The sequence below is a fragment of the Acaryochloris marina S15 genome, from assembly GCF_018336915.1.
Lineage (GTDB): Bacteria > Cyanobacteriota > Cyanobacteriia > Thermosynechococcales > Thermosynechococcaceae > Acaryochloris > Acaryochloris marina_A.
Genome location: NZ_CP064923.1, coordinates 5,360,847 through 5,382,030, shown reverse-complemented (window position 1 = coordinate 5,382,030; position 21,184 = coordinate 5,360,847). Strand labels below are relative to the sequence as shown.

At 49.4% G+C, this 21,184-nt stretch carries 19 protein-coding genes, 3 pseudogenes and 1 riboswitch; of the genes and pseudogenes, 9 read left to right on the top strand and 13 right to left on the bottom strand.

All coding sequences use genetic code 11. The features are described from left to right. Positions 1-179: 179 nt before the first annotated feature. Positions 180-1,571: pseudogene (locus I1H34_RS24525) on the bottom strand (ISKra4 family transposase). Positions 1,572-1,677: 106 nt separating this feature from the next. Between I1H34_RS24525 and I1H34_RS24515 the strand changes: the two are divergent. Beyond that, entirely contained in the window at positions 1,678-2,289 is a 612-nt protein-coding gene (locus tag I1H34_RS24515) for a hypothetical protein (protein WP_212663483.1), read from the top strand. 72 nt (positions 2,290-2,361) lie between these two features. Here the strand turns inward: I1H34_RS24515 and I1H34_RS24510 are convergent, their stop codons facing one another. The 3 genes from I1H34_RS24510 to I1H34_RS24500 are packed head-to-tail and all read right to left on the bottom strand — an operon-like array spanning position 2,362 to position 4,903. Continuing rightward, complete coding sequence (locus I1H34_RS24510; protein ID WP_212663482.1) at positions 2,362-2,916, bottom strand: NADPH-dependent FMN reductase; 555 nt, start codon at positions 2,914-2,916, stop codon at positions 2,362-2,364. 42 nt (positions 2,917-2,958) lie between these two features. Continuing rightward, positions 2,959-3,627: a CIA30 family protein gene (locus I1H34_RS24505; RefSeq protein WP_212663481.1), complete on the bottom strand. Its 669-nt coding sequence runs from the start codon at positions 3,625-3,627 to the stop codon at positions 2,959-2,961. A 55-nt stretch (positions 3,628-3,682) separates the two neighbouring features. Beyond that, positions 3,683-4,903: a cation:proton antiporter gene (locus I1H34_RS24500; RefSeq protein WP_212663480.1), complete on the bottom strand. Its 1,221-nt coding sequence runs from the start codon at positions 4,901-4,903 to the stop codon at positions 3,683-3,685. 241 nt (positions 4,904-5,144) lie between these two features. On the opposite strand from I1H34_RS24500, the gene I1H34_RS32815 reads away from it, so the two are divergent. Beyond that, entirely contained in the window at positions 5,145-6,188 is a 1,044-nt protein-coding gene (locus tag I1H34_RS32815) for an FHA domain-containing protein (protein ID WP_212663479.1), read from the top strand. A 39-nt stretch (positions 6,189-6,227) separates the two neighbouring features. On the opposite strand, the gene I1H34_RS24490 is transcribed toward I1H34_RS32815, so the two are convergent. Both I1H34_RS24490 and hisIE read right to left on the bottom strand, forming a co-directional pair. Further along, positions 6,228-7,400, bottom strand: a complete 1,173-nt coding sequence (locus tag I1H34_RS24490) for an MFS transporter (protein WP_212663478.1) — start codon at positions 7,398-7,400, stop codon at positions 6,228-6,230. A 2-nt stretch (positions 7,401-7,402) separates the two neighbouring features. Then, positions 7,403-8,032, bottom strand: a complete 630-nt coding sequence (gene hisIE, locus I1H34_RS24485; RefSeq protein ID WP_212663477.1) for a bifunctional phosphoribosyl-AMP cyclohydrolase/phosphoribosyl-ATP diphosphatase HisIE — start codon at positions 8,030-8,032, stop codon at positions 7,403-7,405. 161 nt (positions 8,033-8,193) lie between these two features. Beyond that, a riboswitch (Glutamine riboswitch) is annotated at positions 8,194-8,276 on the top strand. 37 nt (positions 8,277-8,313) lie between these two features. On the opposite strand from hisIE, the gene gifA reads away from it, so the two are divergent. After that, complete coding sequence (gifA, locus tag I1H34_RS24480; RefSeq protein ID WP_212663476.1) at positions 8,314-8,763, top strand: glutamine synthetase inactivation factor IF7A; 450 nt, start codon at positions 8,314-8,316, stop codon at positions 8,761-8,763. A gap of 242 nt (positions 8,764-9,005) precedes the next feature. Next, positions 9,006-9,902 (top strand): FHA domain-containing protein, encoded by an 897-nt coding sequence (locus I1H34_RS24475; protein WP_212663475.1) that lies wholly within the window; start codon positions 9,006-9,008, stop codon positions 9,900-9,902. Between the two features lie 21 nt (positions 9,903-9,923). On the opposite strand, the gene trxA is transcribed toward I1H34_RS24475, so the two are convergent. Further along, positions 9,924-10,241 carry a thioredoxin gene (trxA, locus tag I1H34_RS24470; RefSeq protein WP_212663474.1) on the bottom strand — a complete coding sequence of 106 codons (318 nt, stop codon included), beginning with the start codon at positions 10,239-10,241 and terminating at the stop codon, positions 9,924-9,926. Between the two features lie 139 nt (positions 10,242-10,380). Then, positions 10,381-12,435, bottom strand: coding sequence for a DNA primase (gene dnaG / locus I1H34_RS24465; RefSeq protein WP_212663473.1), 2,055 nt, complete (start codon positions 12,433-12,435; stop codon positions 10,381-10,383). 574 nt (positions 12,436-13,009) lie between these two features. Between dnaG and I1H34_RS24460 the strand changes: the two genes are divergently transcribed. The 3 genes from I1H34_RS24460 to I1H34_RS24450 are packed head-to-tail and all read left to right on the top strand — an operon-like array spanning position 13,010 to position 16,128. Next, on the top strand, positions 13,010-14,179 hold the full coding sequence (locus I1H34_RS24460; RefSeq protein WP_212663472.1) for an HlyD family efflux transporter periplasmic adaptor subunit: 1,170 nt from the start codon (positions 13,010-13,012) through the stop codon (positions 14,177-14,179). An 11-nt stretch (positions 14,180-14,190) separates the two neighbouring features. Then, positions 14,191-15,444, top strand: a complete 1,254-nt coding sequence (locus I1H34_RS24455; protein ID WP_212663471.1) for an FtsX-like permease family protein — start codon at positions 14,191-14,193, stop codon at positions 15,442-15,444. 3 nt (positions 15,445-15,447) lie between these two features. After that, complete coding sequence (locus I1H34_RS24450) at positions 15,448-16,128, top strand: DevA family ABC transporter ATP-binding protein (protein WP_212663470.1); 681 nt, start codon at positions 15,448-15,450, stop codon at positions 16,126-16,128. A gap of 119 nt (positions 16,129-16,247) precedes the next feature. Here the strand turns inward: I1H34_RS24450 and I1H34_RS32975 are convergent. Next, positions 16,248-16,457 (bottom strand): annotated as a pseudogene (locus I1H34_RS32975) (type II toxin-antitoxin system HicA family toxin); the annotation flags it as partial. After that, on the bottom strand, positions 16,454-16,660 hold the full coding sequence (locus I1H34_RS24440; protein WP_212663469.1) for a type II toxin-antitoxin system HicB family antitoxin: 207 nt from the start codon (positions 16,658-16,660) through the stop codon (positions 16,454-16,456). The pseudogene I1H34_RS32975 and the gene I1H34_RS24440, both read right to left, overlap by 4 nt. 135 nt (positions 16,661-16,795) lie before the next feature. Between I1H34_RS24440 and I1H34_RS24435 the strand changes: the two are divergent. Then, positions 16,796-17,325, top strand: a pseudogene (locus I1H34_RS24435) (ATP-binding cassette domain-containing protein); the annotation flags it as partial. Between the two features lie 218 nt (positions 17,326-17,543). After that, positions 17,544-18,698, top strand: coding sequence for a signal peptidase I (lepB, locus tag I1H34_RS24430; RefSeq protein ID WP_249369582.1), 1,155 nt, complete (start codon positions 17,544-17,546; stop codon positions 18,696-18,698). Between the two features lie 270 nt (positions 18,699-18,968). On the opposite strand, the gene I1H34_RS24425 is transcribed toward lepB, so the two are convergent. From I1H34_RS24425 to I1H34_RS24415, 3 genes are all read right to left on the bottom strand, one after another. Further along, positions 18,969-19,367, bottom strand: a complete 399-nt coding sequence (locus tag I1H34_RS24425) for a helix-turn-helix domain-containing protein (RefSeq protein WP_212663468.1) — start codon at positions 19,365-19,367, stop codon at positions 18,969-18,971. Then, positions 19,351-19,650, bottom strand: a complete 300-nt coding sequence (locus I1H34_RS24420) for a type II toxin-antitoxin system HigB family toxin (protein ID WP_212663467.1) — start codon at positions 19,648-19,650, stop codon at positions 19,351-19,353. The genes I1H34_RS24425 and I1H34_RS24420 overlap by 17 nt, the downstream gene beginning before the upstream one ends. Positions 19,651-19,771: 121 nt before the next feature. Beyond that, the gene (locus I1H34_RS24415; protein WP_212663466.1) at positions 19,772-21,097 is read right to left on the bottom strand and encodes a tetratricopeptide repeat protein; all 1,326 of its coding nucleotides are present in this window, start codon (positions 21,095-21,097) and stop codon (positions 19,772-19,774) included. Positions 21,098-21,184 lie beyond the last annotated feature (87 nt).

The window sequence follows — 21,184 nt, the reverse complement described above, 5'->3', positions numbered from 1 at the left end:
TAGAATCAGCTACAAATAATACCTTAGAATCAGTTATAAATAATACCTTTCAACCCCGCCCAGACAACATCGCTATCAACGCTAGCTGGAAACTTAACTGGTTTGAACAACAGGTTCCTATTCCCGCCACTGACTATGCTGAGGTACGGATAAGCGATCACGGTGATGATGGGGCGTATTTAGCGGATCGGGGATGCCTTAGTTTTCGGAATGGTCACCTCTGGGAATAAGGAGTCAAACCGTTCATTGACCCAGGCAATTCTCAAGATCAGTAAATGGTTGAAACCATCCTCACTCCAGCGCATGCCAACTCCCTTAAAGCGCTGCTGAATCAACCACTTGCATGCACTTTCAACCATTCCTGACCCGAGAGGAATCTGTTGCTGTTCAAAGTGCCGATAACGGATGTGGTTATGATGGCGTTGGAAATAAGCCTGCACCTGGAGCAACGTTGAAAAAGACTTTCCCGTTAACAGTTGTGAGTGAATCAATATCGTCAAGGACCGTAATACAAGTAGGTGTTGCCCGTGTCGCAATTGGTGTCGCCAGTGCCGGAACCAGGCTTGGGCTTGAGCAGAGCGGGCATCTCCAAACATCGCTTTAGTTGCTCGTGCCAGATGGCCTGCTGAATGAAAAAAGTCGAGGACTGCCACAGCACAATGAGAGAACAAGGTGCGATAGACTCGCCAGAAGCCTCGTCCCCCATCACTGAGCCAGATGACTTTTGGAGCAGATTCAAAGTCTTGTTTGTGAGCTTCGAGTTGAAGTAAAGGGATGAACTGGTCGATATCGCCCAATACTGCCACCAGTCTTCGACGCAGTAATTGGGGGACCTCCTTTTTAGCTCGGGTAACCCGTGTTCCCAGGCGAGCTAAGATGGCGACTTTGACTTCTCGCCACTGGATTTTTCCCTTGGGTGAGTTCGGGGTGGGGCGAAAGGGGACCATCACACCATCGGCGGCAATGGCCAAAGGTAGAGCAGATAACATCTCTGAAATCGCTTCACAAGGGGCCTGAGTCCCTGATGATTGAGCGTTGAGTTGAGCTTCTAATTCCTGCTGAGCTTTGTTACCCACGGATTGCACCCAGTTCCACAAACTGGATGGACTCACGGATAGACCACTCCACTGACCCAGCATCCAACTGGCCAGTTCATAGGGCATGAACAGACTCAACAAGCAGCCCAGACGCACCAGTTCTTCGCTGCTGTGCTGATAGGGGGCAATCCCAATGGCTTGATCCAGGGGAGTCAACAGACTGCCTGGACATCCTTTGGGACAACGGCCCACCCGTCGCTTTCAAGAGATAGTGCCTACCAGTGTCTGCATCTGACGAGATTCCCATCCCTTCGAATGTAAGCGGGTTCCGCAGGTAGTACATACAGGCCATACAAATACTGCTTTCGCGCGCCTTGAGAGTTCATCCTCCAGAAGACAGCGAGCTAGAAACAAGCCCATTTGCAGAACGATATAAACCATCTGACTCAGGCTGGTTGATACTTTGAGTGCTTCAGTTTGTTCTAGAAATTCGTCATGGGCTAGCACGGTTAGCAATTGCGATGGTAGGGTCATGATAGTTTTTTGGTTCGGGTACAGGATCTATTGTCCTTGACCCGTTTTTCTTTGAGCCATGCATCCCCGATCCTTTGCTTACGCCCGTGATGATGAGTATAGTCTGATGCTGCTCAACAAAAGCAAAACCGTATTTATTATTTTGGGACAACAGCCCAATGATATTTTTACGCTATCGTCTGAATCAGAATCGGCTTCGCCAGAAGAAATAGCTCTCTTGAAAAAACAATTCGGCGGGCGAGTTAGTTTTGGAAAAATGATGAATTTGGGATATCGCCATACTTTGGATGACTTAACCTGTACTGAAGCTCGCGCGGAACAGGAAAGTCTTATCGCCATTGCTTTAACTTTGAAGGGAATCGGTTATGGTTCTACGGCAACTGTTTATGATCTGAATTCTGGCGTTGGCGCATTGCATCATTTCCCAAATGATTCAAAGGACCAGTGGATGTTTCAAGTAGATGACGGCAAATACGATTTAGAAGTATTTCTCAAATTGCCCAAGGAACATCCTCATGGCGATCTGGGGCTATTCATAGGGCGAGAAGATTGGCAGGCAGCACAAGGGGTGCCCTTATGGCTGACTCAGTTAGAAACTGCATTCGCCAATCCAAGCCGGAAAAACTGGCAGGCCCTACAAATAGCTCTAAGAGAAGCCAACATGTCATCTGAGAGTCTTCAGATGATACAGGAGCTGATTGATAAATCCCCAGACTAAACCTTGGCCGATCATGGCTTAGAGTAGCTGATCGCCATTCGTCCAATCTGAAGGCCCTTTCAAGTTGACAGATCAGGAGTCGAGGGAAAAGATGCAGTCCTCCTCAGGTATCAAAGCCTGAAGAACCGATCGCAAGGCTATCTCTGTAGAGGTATCAGTGAGTTTACCCTCAGCATTGATCTTTGCCGATATGGCTGGAATGCAGAGAATCGCTTCCTCTTGGATATCCGCCATCATCACCCGCAGCGTTTGCACCAATGAGGCATTAGCCTTATCCCCGCCATCTGGGGATGGAGAAGCACTGATGACGGCGGTGGGTTTATGCATAAATTCGCCTGAAGACACAATCCAATCTAGAGCATTTTTCAAGGTCCCCGGCACACCATGGGCATATTCGGGCGTGCAAAACAGGACACCATCCGCGGCTTGTAACTGAGTCCGCCATTGCTCCACGGCTACAAGATCTGGCTCGCCTTCCAACTCAGGATTGAAGTGGGGCAATTGAGCAATACCGTTATAGATTTCGACCTTGATGCCTGGGGGTGCTAACCCAGCAATGGCCTGGACTAGACGCGTGTTGGAAGATTGCGATCGCAAACTCCCAGAAACTGCCAATATGGTTGTCATAATACTTGTTGCTCAACCGGCTGGTGAATGAGCACAACCCACTCAATACACACCAATCGTTTTAATTATCAGTCGAAACTCACCTGGACTAAACCGAGGATTCAAAGCCCCATCATATTCAAACTTACTCAACATCATTTGCATGGCTCGAATTTGTTGAGACTCAATCAAAGGCGCATCATTCACCGTCTTGGCCCGAAACACAGGGGTGAGTTGGTTAAAGGGAATACGAACCGTAATCCATTGTTGAGCCACCGTATCAAAAGAGTGGGAGTAGGCAATACTATCCCATCGATCCTGATCGCGCAGCAAAAACTTGTAGCGTTGGCCGTCCCCTTTCACCTGTAGCTCAATACCTTGATGGGCCGATAGGTTTAGGGGCGGATCAAAATTGCGCGTGCGTACCGAGGCAAACCCACCGGAATTGGCCGTCGAGACATTCCCCGTAAACAGGGCAACTCCTGACTCTTGCCGCAAACCACTATTGCTCACCCCTCCCATAACCACATCATCCACCGCTCCCCAGAGCTGGCTAATATCATTGGCTTGGCTAAAGTCAAAAATGAGGTTGGCTTGAACAGGAGGTGGGGCAGGGGGCGTAAATCCAGGCATCATTTTTTGAAACCAGTTGAGAACAGGAATTTCTTCAAAGTAGGACAGAGTTTGCAGGAAGCGGCCTGCATCCCAGGATTGGCGGTTAGGTTCAGCCATAGAATTGCTAATCAGCCCAAGAGAGGTCCGCCTTAATTGTAAGCAAGAACTCCCGTTAGCCTTCGAGTTGAGTGGCCAATTTTTGCCCAGCCCATTCCGACAAAATCGGTCCCAATAAGCAAGTGACGACAATATAGGCAATCACCGCATTAAAGATATTGTCATCCACTAACCCCGCTTCTTTGCCAAATAACGTAATCACCAACACTAAGGCCGCTCGGGGAATCGTCAAGCTAAAGAGGGTCCATACTTCCATCGGTTCATAGTCAAACCAGCGACCGACCAGCCAGGCCGATACCCATTTAGACGCGACTGCTCCCCCAATAATGACCCCAGCAATGCCTAAACTGCCGGGTGCTGAAACAAATACTTTTGGATTGGCCAGTACCCCCACCGACACCATAAACGCTGGAATAAATAGACTGTTCCCGACGAAATCAATCCGGTTCATCAGATCACTCTCGATGGGAATCGAACGATTCAGAGCCAAACCGGCAATAAAGGCCCCGACAATCGAATCCACCCCTAACCCCTGAGTAGCAGAGGCAATCACAAATAGCGTCGCCACCACAAAAATAAACTGTAGCCCCAGGGGAACCTCTGCTTTGGGATTAAAAAACCAGCGCCCCAGTTGCGGAACGCCCCAAAAACAGAGAGTCGCCAACAACGGTAAGCCCACCAATAATTTCAGCCATAACGCCAGCCCAATCTGCCCCTCGGCCATCGCCTGAATCAATGCAAAGCCCACTAAAGTGAGCATTGCCGTTAGCACGGTTCCTCCCACCGCGACCCCAATGGATTCCCGTTGGGCCAACCCCAAACGGGTCATACTCGGATAGGCCAACAAAGTGTGAGGCGAATACAAGATCCCCAGTAGCGCAGCGGCCAACCCACTCGACCCAGCAACCGCGATGATTCCCATACTGATCATCACCTGACCGGACACGATTCCCACAGCGAAGGGCAGGCCAAAGGTGAGCAACCCAAAAATAAGCGCTCGCATTCCCAACCGCTGTAAGTCGCTCAGATCCATTTGCAGACCTGCCAGCAACATAATGTAGAGCAGACCGACCTTTTCTAAAAAGATCAGCTGAGCATCTCGGGCAATAATGCCGAGGCCATTGCTCCCCAACAAGCACCCTAAAAGGATCAGCACCACCAAAGCAGGCAGCTTTAAGGGCTTGGCGATCAGCGGGGCTAGGAGCAAAATCACCAGCAGCACGCTAAAGGCATAGACCGGATCTTGTAGGGGTAGAATCAACGTCGCGATGGACATGCAAGCAATCATCCTGAGCAGGGTTTAAATTATTCTGAACTTCTGAAACCACCCGAATTCCCTTGGGTTAAAACAGCCAGTTCGTTTTGCGTTGTCGCCAATTTTACCGAGTTTTGGTAGGCAGGGAGTTTGGGCTCAAACCCCAGAATCCACCCCAGCTGGTAGGACTGTGATCAATGACATGCTAAGGCTGGGTTGTGCAGTGTATCTTGGATGAAGTGATGACAAAGTTTGGAGATCTATGATTACCTGCACCAACTGCGGCCACGCTAACCCAGAAGGGGCCATTACTTGTGAAGCTTGCTATGTGGAGCTACCCAAAATGTCTTCTTGCCCCAGTTGCCACGCTCAGGTGCCAGAAGACGCCGTTTTTTGCTCTCAATGTGGAACCTCACTGGAGCCAGGTGTTGAAGTCCCCGGTCTAGACATGGCCACTGCTCCGACTCAAGTCAATGCAGGTGCAGGAATTCCCGCCACCGATGTAGTCAGCTTTGAGACTCCATCCGCAATTCCCGCCACCGACGTCGTGGTGCCCTTGCCCGATCCCCCCGCAATGACACCGCCTGACCAAGTCGAAATGACAGAATTTCCCGATGTGGACTTGGGATATGCCCCCACGGAAGTGACTCCTCCGGGCAGTCTTCCCCCTCCCCTAGCCGTCGAAATGAGCGAGCAGCCCACGGAAAATGTGATTCCTCCATCTTCTCTGCCGACACCGCCAGAATTAGATTTCGAAGCACCAGCTCCGCCCATGCCCCCTGAAGCCTCGCAACCCCCGATGCCGCCTGTAGCTCCGCCCATGCCGCCTGTGGCTCCGCCCATAGCGTTTACCCCTCCTGCACCAGAAGCTCCTCCTGCTCCTCCAGAACCCATCATTTCCGCCGCGCCGCAACCGACCACAACGCCGATTCCCGAACAGCCCAAGCCCATGCCCGTTGGTGCTACCCAACTGCAATTACCCGTGGCACGACTGTTGCATGAGCGGTCTAACTCGAATCTGGATTTACCCACCAATCTCAACTTGGTGCATATTGGTAAGCCCAATGATCGGATTCCCCCCGATATTGATGTGTCTGGCTTTCCCGATAGTGATGTGGTGTCCCGAGTCCATGCTGATATCCGGGTTGAGCCGGATGGCTACTACATCGAAGACACGGGCAGTGCGAACGGCACCTATGTGAATAATCAGCCGTTACGTCCAGGCGATCGCTATCGGTTACGGGCCGGCGATCGCATTTCCCTCGGCAAAGAAGATAAGGTCGGCTTCATCTTCCATCCCGGCTAACGTCCAAGGATTAATTTCAGCAAACAGAATGCTCCCAACTCAACTGGGGGCATATTTTGTGCGGGTCTGCACTGCCACCAGTAACACCAACAAGGTGCACCCGCCCGCCAAATACAGGGGATAGCCATAGCTCGCCAAGTTGGACTGGCGAATCAGTACACCCGCAATCACGGGGCCAATACCATTAGAAATGCTGAGATAAGACGAATTCAAGCCCATCACCATACCCTGCTGCTGAGGATTGGCATTGAGAGAAATGAGAGTATTAATAATGGGTTGAACTAGGGAATTAAAGACCGAAAAGAAAATGGTGATGGAGACAAAATAGATTAAATTGGGCCAGATGGGCATCGCCAGAAAGGCCAAACTCCGAATCAGCAATGCCAAAAATAAGATCAACAGCAAATTAAATCGTTTCGTCAGGCGAGGCACTCCGAAAGTTTGCATCAACACCCCGAGTACCCCGTAAACGATAAACATCAGGGCCAAGGACTGGGGATTTTGGTCGAGCACATTGATAAAGTAAGGCTGAAACGCGTAGGTGAAAATCGTAAAGGTCGTACCGATCAAAAAGTTGATAAACAAGAGAATGCCAACTTTGGGAATCGTTAATCCTGTGATTAATTTGGCCAACCCCAACTCCAACCGATGGGGTTGTGGTGGCCGCTCTTCTAAGGTTTCCGGCAAGAAAAAGTAGGTCACCCCGAGGGCGATCCCGGCGATCAAAGCCGACACCAAAAAACTAGCCCCGAGGGAGATCTCTTGGGCTCCCAAACTAATAATGGGACCGAGGACAAAGCCAACGCCAAAGGCAGCCCCAAACAGACTAAAACCGCGAGCCCGATTCTCAGGCTCGGTCACATCCGCAATCACGGCTTGAATCACGGAGTTATTGCCCCCGGTAATCCCATCTAGAAATCGGGCTAAGAATAATACCCAAGCCACTGTCGCCATACCCGCCATCAAATTGGCCAGCATGGTCCCTGCCAAACTGACAATTAATAGGGGCCGTCGTCCCCAACGGTCCGAAAGCTGTCCAATGACGGGGGTCGCCAAAAATTGGGCAATGGAAAAAATCGAGAATAGGAAGCTGGTCTCAAAATCATTCAATCCAAACTGCCGACCGTAGGGATACAGGGTCGGCAGCAGAACAGTAAAACTAAGGGAGTTAACTAAGGCAATGGCAGAGACGATCCAAACTTCGCGCTTCATGCCTAGCGTCGCCGCTCTTGGAGTTTGCGATAGACGTCCTTGATATCTACATCATGATGAGCCAATGCCACTAGGCTGTGGTAAATCAGATCGGCCACTTCTCCGGCGATTTCGTCAGCATTGTCGTCCTTACAGGCCATCACCACTTCTGCGGATTCTTCGCCAATTTTCTTGAGAATCTTGTTATCACCCGCAGCAAATAGCTGGCAGGTGTAGGAGTCGGGGGAGGGATTGTGTTTGCGATCGCAAATCACATCAAACACCTGGGACAAAGTATCAGCAGGCGGGGCAGAAACCTGGCCCTCCACCTGATGGAAACAGCTGCGCTCACCCATATGGCAGGCAATATCGCCAATTTGTTCCACCCCGACCAAGAGGGCATCACTATCGCAGTCATACCGCAGGGACTTCACCTCCTGCACATGGCCTGAAGTTTCGCCCTTCGGCCATAATTCCTGTCTGGACCGACTCCAAAACCAAGTCCGCCCCGTATCCATGGTTTTCTGCAAAGACTCGGGATTCATCCAGGCCATCATTAACACCGTGCCATCTAAATAGTCTTGAACGATGGCCGGCACTAGCCCTTGAGCGTCATATCGGATTTTGTCTACTGGAATTGCAGGAGAAGACATGAAGGAGAGCAGCAGAAAACGACTCTTTAGATTATCACCTGGGGAAGAACGATACGGATATATTCATTCTAAACGGCACTTTCAATAAGTAATTCTAATGATTACTTTTGTGAAATGGCCCAAATTCTACTTAAAAATGTTATGGTTGATACAGAAATTAAATCGTTCATCCCTTAAATCGTTTTTAACCCTGTTCTTAGTAATCAAGGGACGGAAGTAGAGCCTTCGCTCGAAGGAACGCGCCTCAAATCTATACCCATCATTATGATCGGAGGCGAATCATGAATCTTACCTATCGCGGTGTTAGCTACGAATACAATCCCCCTGAAGTGGATATGACTTCTAGTGAAGAAGTCGGTCAGTATCGAGGATTGGAGTGGCGCTTTAGAAATGCTCACAAAACCCCGGTAATGCAACCCAGTCTTAACTTGGTTTACCGGGGCGTCGCCTATGAAACAGGCACCCCAGAGTCAGAAGTGACCCCCACCTATACCCCAGCACCTACGACACCTGTAGCTGCACCTGCTGTCTTGACTGTCCAAAATATGGCTCGGTCCTTGATGACATCCCACCACCGCTGGATCAAGAATCGCCAGCAAGCTCTGCTCAGTCGCTCTGCAGCTGAAGTCGGGTTAAGTGCGGATGCGGCTCAATACTGGAATCATATTCAAGGCAAAGTCCATCCTAGTTTCCGCAGGAGCTATGATCGCTCCCATGCGGCCCTCAGCTAATCTCCACAGCTTTTCTTTTTAGGGATCCATTCCTAAAACAATCACTGATCTCTTCACCTTCCCTAGGGAGGTGATTTTTTTTGACAATTCTACGTTGCACTACCCGATCAAAATGGAGCATGGCATAATTAATTCTCACCCGCAAAAAAACTGACTGTTGTTAAACTCAGGGCAATTAAAAATTCTTAGTATTACTGTGTTCCAGATATGTAATCTTCTATTGAAATAAGTGCTTTACCATCGTGTCATCAGCTCCCAAGCCCCAACTGTTTATTCCTGCCAATTCCTGTCTTTCCCATCAAGCCCTAACAGAGGGTGGCTTTTGGACTCCATCCGTCTCGATGGCACGGTTTTCACCCTATCCCCCCCAAGGATATTACCGGACCCTAGTGGGGCAGTCTTTATGGACCCTGGGACGAGAAAAAGCTTGTTCTATCGCCTTTGACGATGTCACCCTATCGCGCCAACATGCCCTGATTTTCACGACCCCTCTGCAAGAGTATTACTTGTCAGACCTGGGCAGCTTGAATGGCTCCTTTATCAATGAACAACGGGTTCTCCATCCCACCTGCTTACAGCATGGCGATCAGGTGAAGTTAGGCCAACTGGGTATGGAGTTTCAGCTGGCCTCAGGTTTGGAGCCGTTTCAACCCCATATCCATCAAAAGCTCGTCTTAATGATCCAGCCCTCTGCCACCCAAGGCAAACTCTGGCAAGAGCTGCTTATCTACCAGGGGGTCACCGTCATTTGGGAGAAGCTGACCACCAGTGAGGACCTGAGAATCTGTCTAGATAACTATGCGCTCAATGAAAGCCGATTGCCGGATCTTCTGCTCATCGAAGCAGAGACCCTAGAACCCAATCCCTATGAGTTCTGCCGCTGGTGCCATGAGGCCTATCCATCAGTGAAGGTGGTCCTCACCTGTCGGGGGCGAACTGAAGTTCTTCCCTCTGAATTGCGGTGGGCCAAAGAACAAGGAGCAACGGATTTACTCCCGGCGTTCCGGGAAGATAATATGCTGACTCGGGTGGTGGATATGGTGGCCCAAGTCAACATTGTTCTCAAGCTCCTCGGCAGTCAAGAACTCGAACAACACACTGTAGCCACCGACTTTTTCTCGTTACTGAAAGATCTCTAAGCCCTGCTGCCGCAGCCTGGGCTAGAGTAAGGGCTGCACTCGACTGACAATATCTTCTGGCGGCAAGACCCCTTCGATCCGTTCCACCGGCTGGCCATCCTTAAACAAAACGAGGGTCGGCAAAGCGTGAACATGATATTCCGTTGCCAGCTCTGGGTAACGCTCTGTGTCAATTTTGACCACCTGTACCTTGTCTTTCAACAGAGTGCTGACCTGATCCAGGATGGGCACTAACATTCGGCAAGGCCCACACCAAATTGCATAGAAATCGACCAGTAATGGTTTATCTGATCCAGCTAAGAGCTCGGCAAAATTTTTGTATTGCTTTTTTGTGGCCATAGGAAGAGTCTACGTAGGCATCTCTTCAATCCTAGCCCCAGAGTTTAGCCATCGGCAGCGATACCGTCATTCATTTCAGGTTTAGGGAAATTGGTAAATCTCGATCTCAGGCTTGCAGCGTCCTTACAGTCTCGCGCCTTTAGTTCAAATTGAGCTGGGGATTTTCCATCAACTCACTGAAATCATTTAGAGCTACACAGCGTTGTTGATCTAGCTGTTGCAAATAGCGCTTTTCTTGGTAGTACAGCCGTTTGATTTCATCCAGCTCTTGCAAGCAAAAGGATTCTTCCTCTAGTAAACTCTGGGCCTGTTCCGATTCATCCATCAGCATTTGTTGCAGATAGGTGTTGAGGATTTGCCGCTGACCCAGTTCTTTTTTCGCAGACTTCATCGCCGATTCCCACATTTGCAGCAGATGCCGACAGCGCTTTTCACAAGCAATCCGCTCTAAGCTGGCTGCAGCTGCTCGAATCGAGAGGTTGGGTCGGAGAATATCCAGTTCCGTTTTTTCGTTGAGCTGAATCAGGTGGTAAACCTGCTGAATTTCTTGCGAATACTCGGTACACAGATCCTGCACCACGGCGATCAGATCAAAGGCAGGGGAGTCAAATTCAGCATGGACGGGCTCTAGCTTGGCTTGATCCTCTTCAATGGCTAAGATTTGCCGCCATAAAAACCGATGGTGGGAAAAACTAAATTCAATATCCCGCTGCTTCATGGCGTTGTGAATATCTTGCCGAAACTGCGGTCGATGCAAATAAATGCGAAGGATTTGGGCTTCAGCCGCTTCTCGCAGGGTGTAGTCTGCAGGCCGCTGCCATTTTTGGGATCGCCCATGCCAGCGCTGGCCGCGAACCTGCTGCCGTAGGGCTTCTTCTAGCTGCAGGGCTAGGCGAGAATCCCCCTGACTGAGAAGGCCAGCACAGCGATGGGTATAGTGGGTGCGCAGGGTGGCATTGGGCAGCTTGCCCAAAATAGCCGCAATCGCTTCCGTTGCCGCCTGGAACTGCTCGGCTTGCTGTAAATCGCGATCCTTGAGGGCTCGCTGGATTTGCCAATCTAGCCAGAGAGGAGAGGTATCGAGTAGATCTAGATAGTCTTCTGCGGTGTATTCCTGAAGATATTCATCCGCATCTTTGCCATTGGGCAAATTCAAGACCCGGAGCTGCACTTCCCCCCGATAGGCTTGATCTTCCACTTCGGAGATAGCTCGCTCTGCGGCTTTACCTCCGGCAGCATCCGCATCAAAGTTAAGGATGACCTGCTTGGATCCGGTATAGCGCAGCAACTGCCGCATCTGATCCAAGCTCAGGGCCGTTCCCATAGAGGCGACGGCATTGGTGATGCCCACGGAATGGAGGGCAATCACGTCAAAATAGCCTTCAACCACCACCGCCCGATCGGCTTTAACAATGGTTTGACGGGCTTTATCAAGGCCAAATAAGAGTTTGCCCTTGTTAAAGAGTTCCGTTTCTGGGGAATTGAGGTATTTGGGTTCTTCCCCCGTTAAAGTCCGGCTACCAAATCCCACTACCCGACTTTGGGCATCGTGGATCGGTATCATTAAGCGATCGCGAAATCGATCATAGAACCCACCCCCAGACTTGCGAGGCAAAATCAAGCCCGCCTGCTGAACTAAATCAGGGGTAAAGCCTTTCTCTTGTACCAACACATCATGGAGGGTACTCCAGCCCCCAGGGGCATAGCCCAGTTGAAAGGTTTGAATGGTGTCATCGCTTAGCCCACGCTGGTCACGAGTATAGCGGAGGGCAGATAGACCTGGGGGTTGGCGGAGGGAATGTTCGTAATACCGACTTGTGATCGCAAGAATTTCATACAACTGCTCACGCAAGGACAGCTTGCGGGCCAGCTTTTTCTCTTCATCCTTGGCCAGGGTTTGAATCGGTACTTGGCTGCGCTGCGCCAGATCCAGAACAACTTCCCCAAAGGACCGCTGCCCGATCTCCATCAAAAACTTGATGGCATTGCCCCCAGCCCCACAGCCAAAGCAGTAATAGAACTGTTTTTCCGGGCTGACGCTAAAGCTGGGGGTTTTCTCATCGTGAAACGGACAGCATCCCACCATGTTGCGCCCCTGCTTACGCAAGCTGACATGCTCGGAAACCACATCGACAATGTCTGTGGCTTGGCGAACCTGCTCAATCGTATCGGGGTGGAGGCGGGGGGTAGTCATTCAAGTTGAGAACGCAATTTGACACCCATTCCGTAGCAGAAGCGGGAAGTTGAGGCAGTGAGGATATTAAAAGTTGGACATCAACAAAAGTGATCTTTCTACGGCAAGATCAACAGGGATTAACACTTTAAACTAAGAACATTACCTACTAGTTCAAGCATACTATTTTATGATTCCCTGTTAGAGCACTCGGTTTAGATTTTAGCAGTTTATTTCTGAGGTGCTGAGGATTATTGCAAAGGCTTATCCCTTGCTCCTAAACTACTCCACCTACTCCAAACCCTCTCATATCAAAGCATACAGCCAGCCTGAAGATTCTGCTTGCTGTATTAAAGAGAATGATCCAATTGAGATGACAGCTCATCAGCCCTGGGGCGCAGCAAACGTCAATATGAGTTAATTTTCTAGCCAATTTTGCAAGAACCTGCTGTTCTTCTAGGCAAAGCACCAGGTTTCCATCGAGTTTCCCAGCATTCTTATTGGCATACTAAATCAACTAAAGAAACAACAACTTGAGAATGTAAGTCTACAATTGAAGCAAGTTGCTTGATGCTTCATTGACTTAGAGGTATGCATGACGGTCCCAGGAGCAAAGCGACGAGACTGCAAACAGTTGATAGTCATCCTAGGAGCCTCATTCTTGATGAGTGCCTGTGGATTACTGCAAGCTCAACCCACCCCTACTCCCACTCCTACCACCGTCAAATCCAGCCGAGTGGTAGCTCGGGGCAAGATTATTCCTGAATTTGGCGTGATCAAAGTATCGGTCTCCAATGCTGAAGACAGTCGAGTGAATCAGCTTTTGGTCAAAGAGGGAGACCGCGTGCGCAAGGATCAAGTGATTGCCACCCTCCAAGGGGCCGATCGGCGGCGAGAGGATTTGAAAGCCGCGCTAGCTAACGTCAAACTGTCACAAGCACGTCTCATCAAAGCTAAACAAGGGGATGCCAAACCCGGTGGCATCGCTGCCCAGCAAGCTGTTGTAATACGGCTGAAAACTCAACTTCCTGTCGAGATTAAACAAAAAGAAGCCGAGATTGTCAGTGCTCAAGCCTCTTTGCGGGAGGCAGCACTGACCTACCAACGTCGACGACAGCTCTATCAACAGGGGGCCATTAGTCGGGCAGAAGTAGACACCGCTCGCGAAGAATTTGAGACCACTCGCGCCACCCTAGCGGCCCAAATTGCTTCTTTGGAGCAAACCGTCACCACTTTAAAAGCACAAATCCAAGAAGAAAAGGCCCGGTTAGCCGAACTCCAGCAAATCCGTCCGATTGATGTCACCATTGCTCAAGCCGAACTACAACGGGCCTTAATTGAAGTGGAGCAACGGCGGGCAGATTACGACGACACCCAAGTTCAAGCCCCAATTCCCGGACAGATTCTCCGGATCAATACCAAAGTCGGGGAGCAGGTGAATACCCAGCTTGGCATCGTTGATTTAGGCCGAACAGAGCAAATGTATGTCCTGGCCGAAGTGTATGAAACCGATATTACCAAGATTAATAAAGGTCAACGAGCGACTATTCTCAGTGAATATGGTGGATTTAAGGGAGAAATTCAGGGGGTTGTGGATGATGTTGGTCTCCAGATTGACCCTCGCACCTTGTCCACAGGAAATAACAATCCAACCACGGATGAAAATGCCCGGATCGTGAATGTTTCCATCCGCATCGATCAGGACGATAGCCCTATTGTCGCTGGCCTTACAAATATGCAAGTCAGAGTCACGATTGACCTCTAGGAGACAACTAGATGAAATGGGGACAACTCCGAAATTTAACGGCTGAACGCCCCTTGGCTTGGGCACAGCTTTCCCATAAAAAGGCTCGTTTGGCCGTCGCCCTGACGGGGGTAGCCTTTGCCAATATTTTGATGTTTGCCCAACTGGGAATTCGGGCAGTGTTGTTTGATGGCATTACTTTGGTTCATGAGAATCTCCAGGGCGATCTGTTCTTGATGTCTTCCTACTCTCGGGCGTTGGGGTTTCAGACCTTTGCGCAGATTTATCTCTACCAAGCCAATGCGGTTCCAGGTGTGGCTACAGCCTACCCCTTATACATCATGGGACGGGTGGACTGGATCAATCCTGAGCAACTACCCGTCGAACATCCTATTCCCCCGGAGTTGCTGTCTCCCCCAGGCCAAGCCAAGTCAGACAATAAAGAGATAGAAATCTTCCCTGATAGGGTCAAGATTCTGGCCTTCAACCTTGCTCAACCTGCCTTTGCCCTGCCTGAAATCAATCAGCAACTGGACAAGTTAAAAGAACCCGATACGATTCTCTACGACCGGCTGTCTCAGGATGGCTTGGGACCTATTCCAGCTTTAATCACTCAAAAACCACAGCTGACAACCGTAATGGGGAACCGTCGCACTCAAATAGCAGGCTTGTTTACGTTGGGAAGCACCCTATTCACGAAAGGTCACGTCATTATGAGTGACTTAAACTACTTAGCCCGAAACGGTCCCGAGAGTTTAGATAACGTCAGCTTAGGGTTAGTGGGTTTAGATGCAGGGGCTGACCCATTGCAAGTACAAACGCAACTCCAACAAGCTTTACCGTCATCTATCCAGGTGTTGACCCGTGAGGAACTGATCCAGAAGGAAGTGGCTTTTTACGAAGCGGATCCGAGTGGTATTGTCCTTAATTTTGGGGCGATGATGGGCTTTGTGGTGGGGGTAATTGTGGTGTATCAGGTGCTCTATTCAGACGTGCTGGAACATCTGCCCGAGTATGCCACCTTAAAAGCGATGGGGTTTGCTGATAATGCTTTGCTGCGTGTTGTTCTGCAGGAAGCATTGATTTTGGCGGTGTTGGGCTTTGTGCCCGGATGCGTGGCATCCATTGGGGTGTATAGCCTGTTGAGTTCTCTAACGAAAATCCCCTTGAGCTTGCGACCCGATGTGATGGCACAGGTATTTATTTTAACGATCGTTATGTGCATGGGGGCGGGGGGGATTGCGACCCAGAAGCTGCGCCAAGCTGATCCTGCGGATGTGTTTTAACCGATGGACCCGATTGTTTCGATTCGCCATCTGAATCATGCCTTTGGCAAAGGGCAGTTGCGGAAGCCTGTGCTTAAGGATATTAGTCTGGATTTAAATCCCGGTGAGATTGTGATCCTGATGGGACCATCGGGGAGCGGAAAAACCACACTTTTGACGCTGATCGGGGCGTTGCGATCGCAACAGGAAGGCAGCCTCAAATTCCTGGGCCAAGAACTCCTGGGTGCTCCCAAAAAAAAGCTGGTCAAGCTCCGTCAGCAGATTGGTTTTATCTTCCAATCCCATAATTTGCTGGACTGTCTAACGGCTCAAGAGAATGTCCGCATGTCTTTGAAGCTGCATACCCATTTGACGTTGGAGGAACGTAAGGGGCGTGCGATCGCAATCCTCGAATCCGTGGGTTTAGGAGAACATGTCAACTACCATCCCGCAAGTCTATCGGGGGGACAAAAACAAAGAGTCGCCATTGCCCGCGCCCTCGTCAGCTATCCCAAACTGGTCCTCGCCGATGAACCCACTGCTGCCCTTGATAGCAAGACGGGGCGGGATGCCGTTGAAATTATGCGAAAGCTGGCTCAAGAAGAAGGCTGTACGGTCATGTTGGTGACTCACGACAACCGTATTCTAGATATGGCGGATCGGATTCTCCAGATGGAAGATGGTCAGCTATTACCGACTGACTGAACACTGTCGCGTTTTAGCTCAGACAAACTGAGTCGCCGATGTTCAGATTTATAGCAGCAAACACTGACAGGATAGCTCAAACATCTATGGCTAGATGATGCGTCATGTCTATCAATTTCAATATCACGAGGCTCAAGTCCAGTTTTCTTAGAAATCCGTGCCAGCATGCGAGGACCAATTTCTTCTCCATCATGGAAAGCGAATACAAAGTCTGGCCAGCCTTCACGGGAAAGAATACGGTGAGAACCAGTTTGACGTTTAACGGTCTAGCCAATTTTGAGTAGTGCTGCCAAGACTCTTTTGGATTTAGTGCTTCCCCACTGACTCATGCAGCGTTAAACGTAACACTGACCAATTCAGGCTCAGTTTCACCACTTTCAATACGTTCAGCGAGCACCCTGAGTGCCAAAGCCTTTACTTTAGCTTTTGCTTCCTCTGGGGTTTGGCCATAGAGCATTACTCCAGGTAGGCTTGGAATCTCTGCAATCCAACGCCCATCTTCTTCTTGCTCAATTTTGATATCAAAAATCATGGCTGTAGCCACTCAATCACTATGCCTATAGTAACAAGTGCAGCTTTCACAAAGCCTGACGAATAAGTCCACCAAGTGACAACGAACGACTACTAACTTCGCCTCCCTTGTCGACGGCCGCTCCGATGCACCGAATCGCAACAGGAAGGCAGCCTCAAATTCCTGGGCCAAGAACTCCTGGGTGCCCCAAGAAAAAGCTGGTCAAGCTCCGTCAGCAGATTGGCTTTATCTTCCAATCCCATAATTTGCTGGACTGTCTGACGGCTCAAGAGAATGTGCGTATGTCTCTGAAGCTGCATACTCATCTGTCGGTGGAGGAACGTCAGGAGCGTGCGATGGCCACAGGCCGGTTGGAAACCATCGCAATCCTGGAATCCGTCGGCTTAGGAGAACATATCAATTACTATCCGGCCAATCTATCCGGGGGCCAGAAACAAAGAGTCGCCATTGCTCGCGCCCTCGTCAGCTACCCCAAACTGGTCCTCGCCGATGAACCCACCGCTGCCCTCGATAGCAAAACAGGTCGGGATGCAGTGGAAATTATGCGAAAACTGGCTCAAGAAGAAGGGTGTACGGTCATGTTGGTGACTCACGACAACCGTATTCTCGATATGGCCGATCGTATTCTCCAGATGGAAGATGGTCAGCTATTGCCCTCAGACTGATGCCCATTTTTGCGTTTACGAATAACAATGGCATATTGAATCTGATAATCTGCCTGCAAACTTCACATCCCACTCAGAAACATCTGCTCCAGCAGACTCACTTCCTAGATGGTGTTCAATAACGGATACCCCTTATCTAACTGCACAATTTCTTCATTCGAAAGCATGCCCATGAATCTTATACTTTGACCTAAGTTAGCCAGTATTTGGAGGAGAACATGCTTGATAAAGAACCAGAGACTAGCGGTAAGCCATCCTCCAAAGAGCCTTGGCTCGCAGTCAATTGGTCGATGATTTTACCGGGATTAGGACATCTTTATGCTGGCAAACCCTTACAAGGGTGGGGCATCATTGTTACGTACTTAGCCCTATTTGTGCTGTCCCTTTTCTCAGTCATTACGGCCCAAGAGACTGGGCTGATCGGTTTTGGTGCAATAGCCCTATTCCTATTATTGGGGTTTGGAAGTTGGATCAGTGCCTATCGAGCTGCGATTCGTAACAACGATTCAGCATTTGAAAATCATCGAAAAACGCTCAAAGATCCTTGGCTTGCCGTGTTCCTAAGCCGTTTTGTATTAGGCGCTGGCCATCTTTACATGGGGAAATGGATTCTGGGCTCGATTCTAATTGTGGCTGAAATCCTAACTTGGATTTATGCTCCGGGGTTCGTCTTCTTGGGGCTGTGGTTTGTGTTACCCTTTGTCGCTAACCATGCTTATCAAGCTGCCTCAGATCAACGTAAAAGCAGCAAAAATATCATATTAAAATTATTTCTACTGCTGATTATTGCCCCGATCGCCCTATCTGTCATATTCGCCCTCGCTATTCGTTCATTGATTGTCGAAGCTCGGTATATTTCATCTGGCGGAATGGAGCCAACTCTAAAGATTAATGATCGTATCGTTGTAGATAAAGTGAGTTATCTCTTTCAAACTCCAAAACGAAGAGATATTATTCTGTTTAAACCCACTCAGGCATTAAAACAAGGTGGCTTTGAGAATGCTTTTGTAAAGCGGATTATTGGCATCTCAGGTGATGTAGTTGAGATTAAACAGAATGTTGTCTGGCTTAATAATCAACCCTTGCAAGAGCCTTACACAATGTCGGGAACGACAGAGAGTCCAAGCCCCGAAACTTGTCGTTCCAATTATGTAACGATGGACGTAGAAAGCAGGCCCATTGATCCACCTATTCCCATCTATTTATCCCAACCGCAAACGATTCCTCCCGATCACTATTTGGTATTAGGAGACCACCGAGACCTGAGTCTCGATAGTCGATGCTGGGGGCTGGTTAAACGAAGTGAAATTATTGGCCAAGCGACTAAAAGATTTTTCCCATTTAACCGTATAGGTCGTTTGGATAAAAAGTAGTTGTTGTCGATAGGTTGTGACTATTTTCTGAAGCAGATTTTCACTGTCTCCATTGTCATACTTTCCCAGACCTTGATCGCCATTCATCTAGATCTAGAAATCACCTTATCCTCCCAAAGCCAATAAGGATCTTGCTCGGGTATCGAAATTGGGGTCTATCGCTAATGCCTTTTGAGTATAGACATCGGCTTGAGGCTGATTGCCTAGGGCCGCTTCTACTAAACTGGCTCGATAAAACAGACTGGCATCTTGAGTGCCGAGTGCGATCGCTTAGATAAAAAGTCCTGCATCAACGCCAAAGTAATCAGCCAAAGATTTAGCTTGAGCGATACTAATACCTCGCTTACCATTCACCACTTCAGAAACAACCCCTCGCGATCCAATAACACCCACCAAATCTTCTTGAATACATCCCTTAGCCTCCATTAAGTGCAGCAATACTTCACGGGGGGTACTGACAGGAATCGGATAAGCAGTATCTTCATACTTTTCAATCAGCATCACCAGTAGATCAAGAAGCGCTTCCTGCTCCGGGGTTTGATTTGGGAGATGTTCTAACTCTTGTGCAAGTGAGATCGCAGCTTCGTTTTCCTGCTCAGAAGCAATGACCTTGGGACGATACTCCGCCAACAACTGACTATAGGTATCCGCATTAAAAGTAAAGGTCATTTTTCCAGAGGTCTTTATCGTAATCAGCGTGAGTCAGAATATATTTGATGTAGATTCGCTGCTTAACGTAGTTGATATCCACAATTAAACGATAAGTATTGCCCTTAATATTGAAAACGGTGAAATTACCGACTGCTTCTGCTTTGGGGTAACTAGCTTGGATTTGAGGTAGGCTTTGCCAGTGGGCCTTGGTTGCAACCCTGTACCAAGCAAATAGCGCTTCACAAGAATCAGCATGCTTTTGACAAAAGTCTCGAAGAATTTTGCGACTAATAACATGCACAGAGATAACATCAAACTAGACCAATAGCACCATATTCTCATATCGAGAATATACTGTCAATGGTGGTCTATAGTTTTGTGCCATGCCCCATTACAGACTCCAACCCTTCGGCTTCTAAAAACTACCCGCCCAAAGCCAATAAAGCTCTCGCTCGGGTATTAAAATTGGGGTCTATCGCTAACGCTTTTTGAGCATAGACATCAGCTTGAGCCTTATTGCCTAGGACAGCTTCTACTAAACTGGCTCGATAGAACAGGCTGGCATCTTGTGTGCCTAATGCGATCGCATCTTGCAATACGCTCCGGGCCTCACCATACCGTTCCAACCGCGACAACGCCCAGGCCAAAGTTTTCAAGGTCTCAGAATCGCGGCGAATGTTGACTTCCGTCTGCATCAGGGTCAGTGCTTCCTGCAAATCGGCTTGACGACCTCTCGCCAACAGTAGCTTCGCCAAATCCCGACGATGACCAAAATGATCCAGATCCTGATGATCGCGAAACTCATGTTCTGCTTCGGCCCAGAGTTGATTGGCTTCAGCTAATTTCCCTTCTAAAACTCGCAGTTGGGCGAGTCCCTGCAGAGCCACATGGTCTTGTCCATGAGAAGCTTCTGGATGCTGGAGTAAGTGCTTGTAGAGGGTTTTTGCAGCACCATAATTGCCTTGGCGGGTTTCTAGTTCTGCTAGTTTGACCTGGGCAAAGGAAGAATGGGGTTGCAGATGTAAGGCCTCTTGATAGTACTGTTTCGCCACTGGCAGTTGACCTCGATGGGCATGATAGCGACCTAGTAATGTGCGGGTCCAGGCGGCTTGAGACGGTTGATCAGGTTGTTCCAACGCCAAGGCCTGTTGAAAATCTTGGAGAGCTGCTTGATCTTGACCTTGAGCGACTAGCACCAAAGCCCGGAGGGTATAGCTGACCAAAGTCGGGGCTTGCTCCACCAGTTGATCGGCGACTTGTCGCGCTTGAGGAAGCTGTCCTTGGGCCAACTTGCTGGTAACGATAATTGAGAGGGCTTGCTGATGATTGGGATTTTCCTGCAGGACTGCCTCGGCGAACTGTAGAGCTTCCGCAAACTGATGCTCAGCTTGGGCCACTTTTGCGAGAGCAAGCTGGGCTTCGAGGTTATTGAAGGGTAAGTTAGCCAAAGACTGAAGCGCTGTTTCTTCTGCTTCGTGATACCAGTGGGTGTTACCAGTGGAGGTCGCTAGCTGCAGGTAAAGGGTAGCAAGAGCGGCACGGTCCAATCCATCTTTGGGATTGGCTTGAATCCGATTTTGGTAAAAGGCAATCTCGCGACGAAGGGCATCCGTTACCGAATGCTCGGCGGTATGGGTATGGGATTCACCTGCTTGGGCGGGCTGATCAACGCTCATCCCCAGAACTAGGGTCAACGTAACTCCTGAGAGAAAGGAGGTACGGGACCATTTCCAGATATTCAAAATCATTGCAAAACCTCATGGTGGACAAGTAAAACTTTCATCCCTTGCGAGCGAGGGCCGAGAGATCCGCAAAGGATGAAAGCAAGCGGCTCT

Bases quoted from the DNA above. Each gene is read 5' to 3' on its own strand.
- I1H34_RS24515 (WP_212663483.1), top strand. From the start codon at position 1,678: ATGCTGCTCAACAAAAGCAAAACCGTATTTATTATTTTGGGACAACAG.
- I1H34_RS24510 (WP_212663482.1), bottom strand. From the start codon at position 2,916: ATGACAACCATATTGGCAGTTTCTGGGAGTTTGCGATCGCAATCTTCC.
- I1H34_RS24505 (WP_212663481.1), bottom strand. From the start codon at position 3,627: ATGGCTGAACCTAACCGCCAATCCTGGGATGCAGGCCGCTTCCTGCAA.
- I1H34_RS24500 (WP_212663480.1), bottom strand. From the start codon at position 4,903: ATGTCCATCGCGACGTTGATTCTACCCCTACAAGATCCGGTCTATGCC.
- I1H34_RS32815 (WP_212663479.1), top strand. From the start codon at position 5,145: ATGATTACCTGCACCAACTGCGGCCACGCTAACCCAGAAGGGGCCATT.
- I1H34_RS24490 (WP_212663478.1), bottom strand. From the start codon at position 7,400: ATGAAGCGCGAAGTTTGGATCGTCTCTGCCATTGCCTTAGTTAACTCC.
- hisIE (WP_212663477.1), bottom strand. From the start codon at position 8,032: ATGTCTTCTCCTGCAATTCCAGTAGACAAAATCCGATATGACGCTCAA.
- gifA (WP_212663476.1), top strand. From the start codon at position 8,314: ATGAATCTTACCTATCGCGGTGTTAGCTACGAATACAATCCCCCTGAA.
- trxA (WP_212663474.1), bottom strand. From the start codon at position 10,241: ATGGCCACAAAAAAGCAATACAAAAATTTTGCCGAGCTCTTAGCTGGA.
- dnaG (WP_212663473.1), bottom strand. From the start codon at position 12,435: ATGACTACCCCCCGCCTCCACCCCGATACGATTGAGCAGGTTCGCCAA.
- I1H34_RS24460 (WP_212663472.1), top strand. From the start codon at position 13,010: ATGACGGTCCCAGGAGCAAAGCGACGAGACTGCAAACAGTTGATAGTC.
- I1H34_RS24455 (WP_212663471.1), top strand. From the start codon at position 14,191: ATGAAATGGGGACAACTCCGAAATTTAACGGCTGAACGCCCCTTGGCT.
- I1H34_RS24450 (WP_212663470.1), top strand. From the start codon at position 15,448: ATGGACCCGATTGTTTCGATTCGCCATCTGAATCATGCCTTTGGCAAA.
- I1H34_RS24440 (WP_212663469.1), bottom strand. From the start codon at position 16,660: ATGATTTTTGATATCAAAATTGAGCAAGAAGAAGATGGGCGTTGGATT.
- lepB (WP_249369582.1), top strand. From the start codon at position 17,544: ATGCTTGATAAAGAACCAGAGACTAGCGGTAAGCCATCCTCCAAAGAG.
- I1H34_RS24425 (WP_212663468.1), bottom strand. From the start codon at position 19,367: ATGACCTTTACTTTTAATGCGGATACCTATAGTCAGTTGTTGGCGGAG.
- I1H34_RS24415 (WP_212663466.1), bottom strand. From the start codon at position 21,097: ATGATTTTGAATATCTGGAAATGGTCCCGTACCTCCTTTCTCTCAGGA.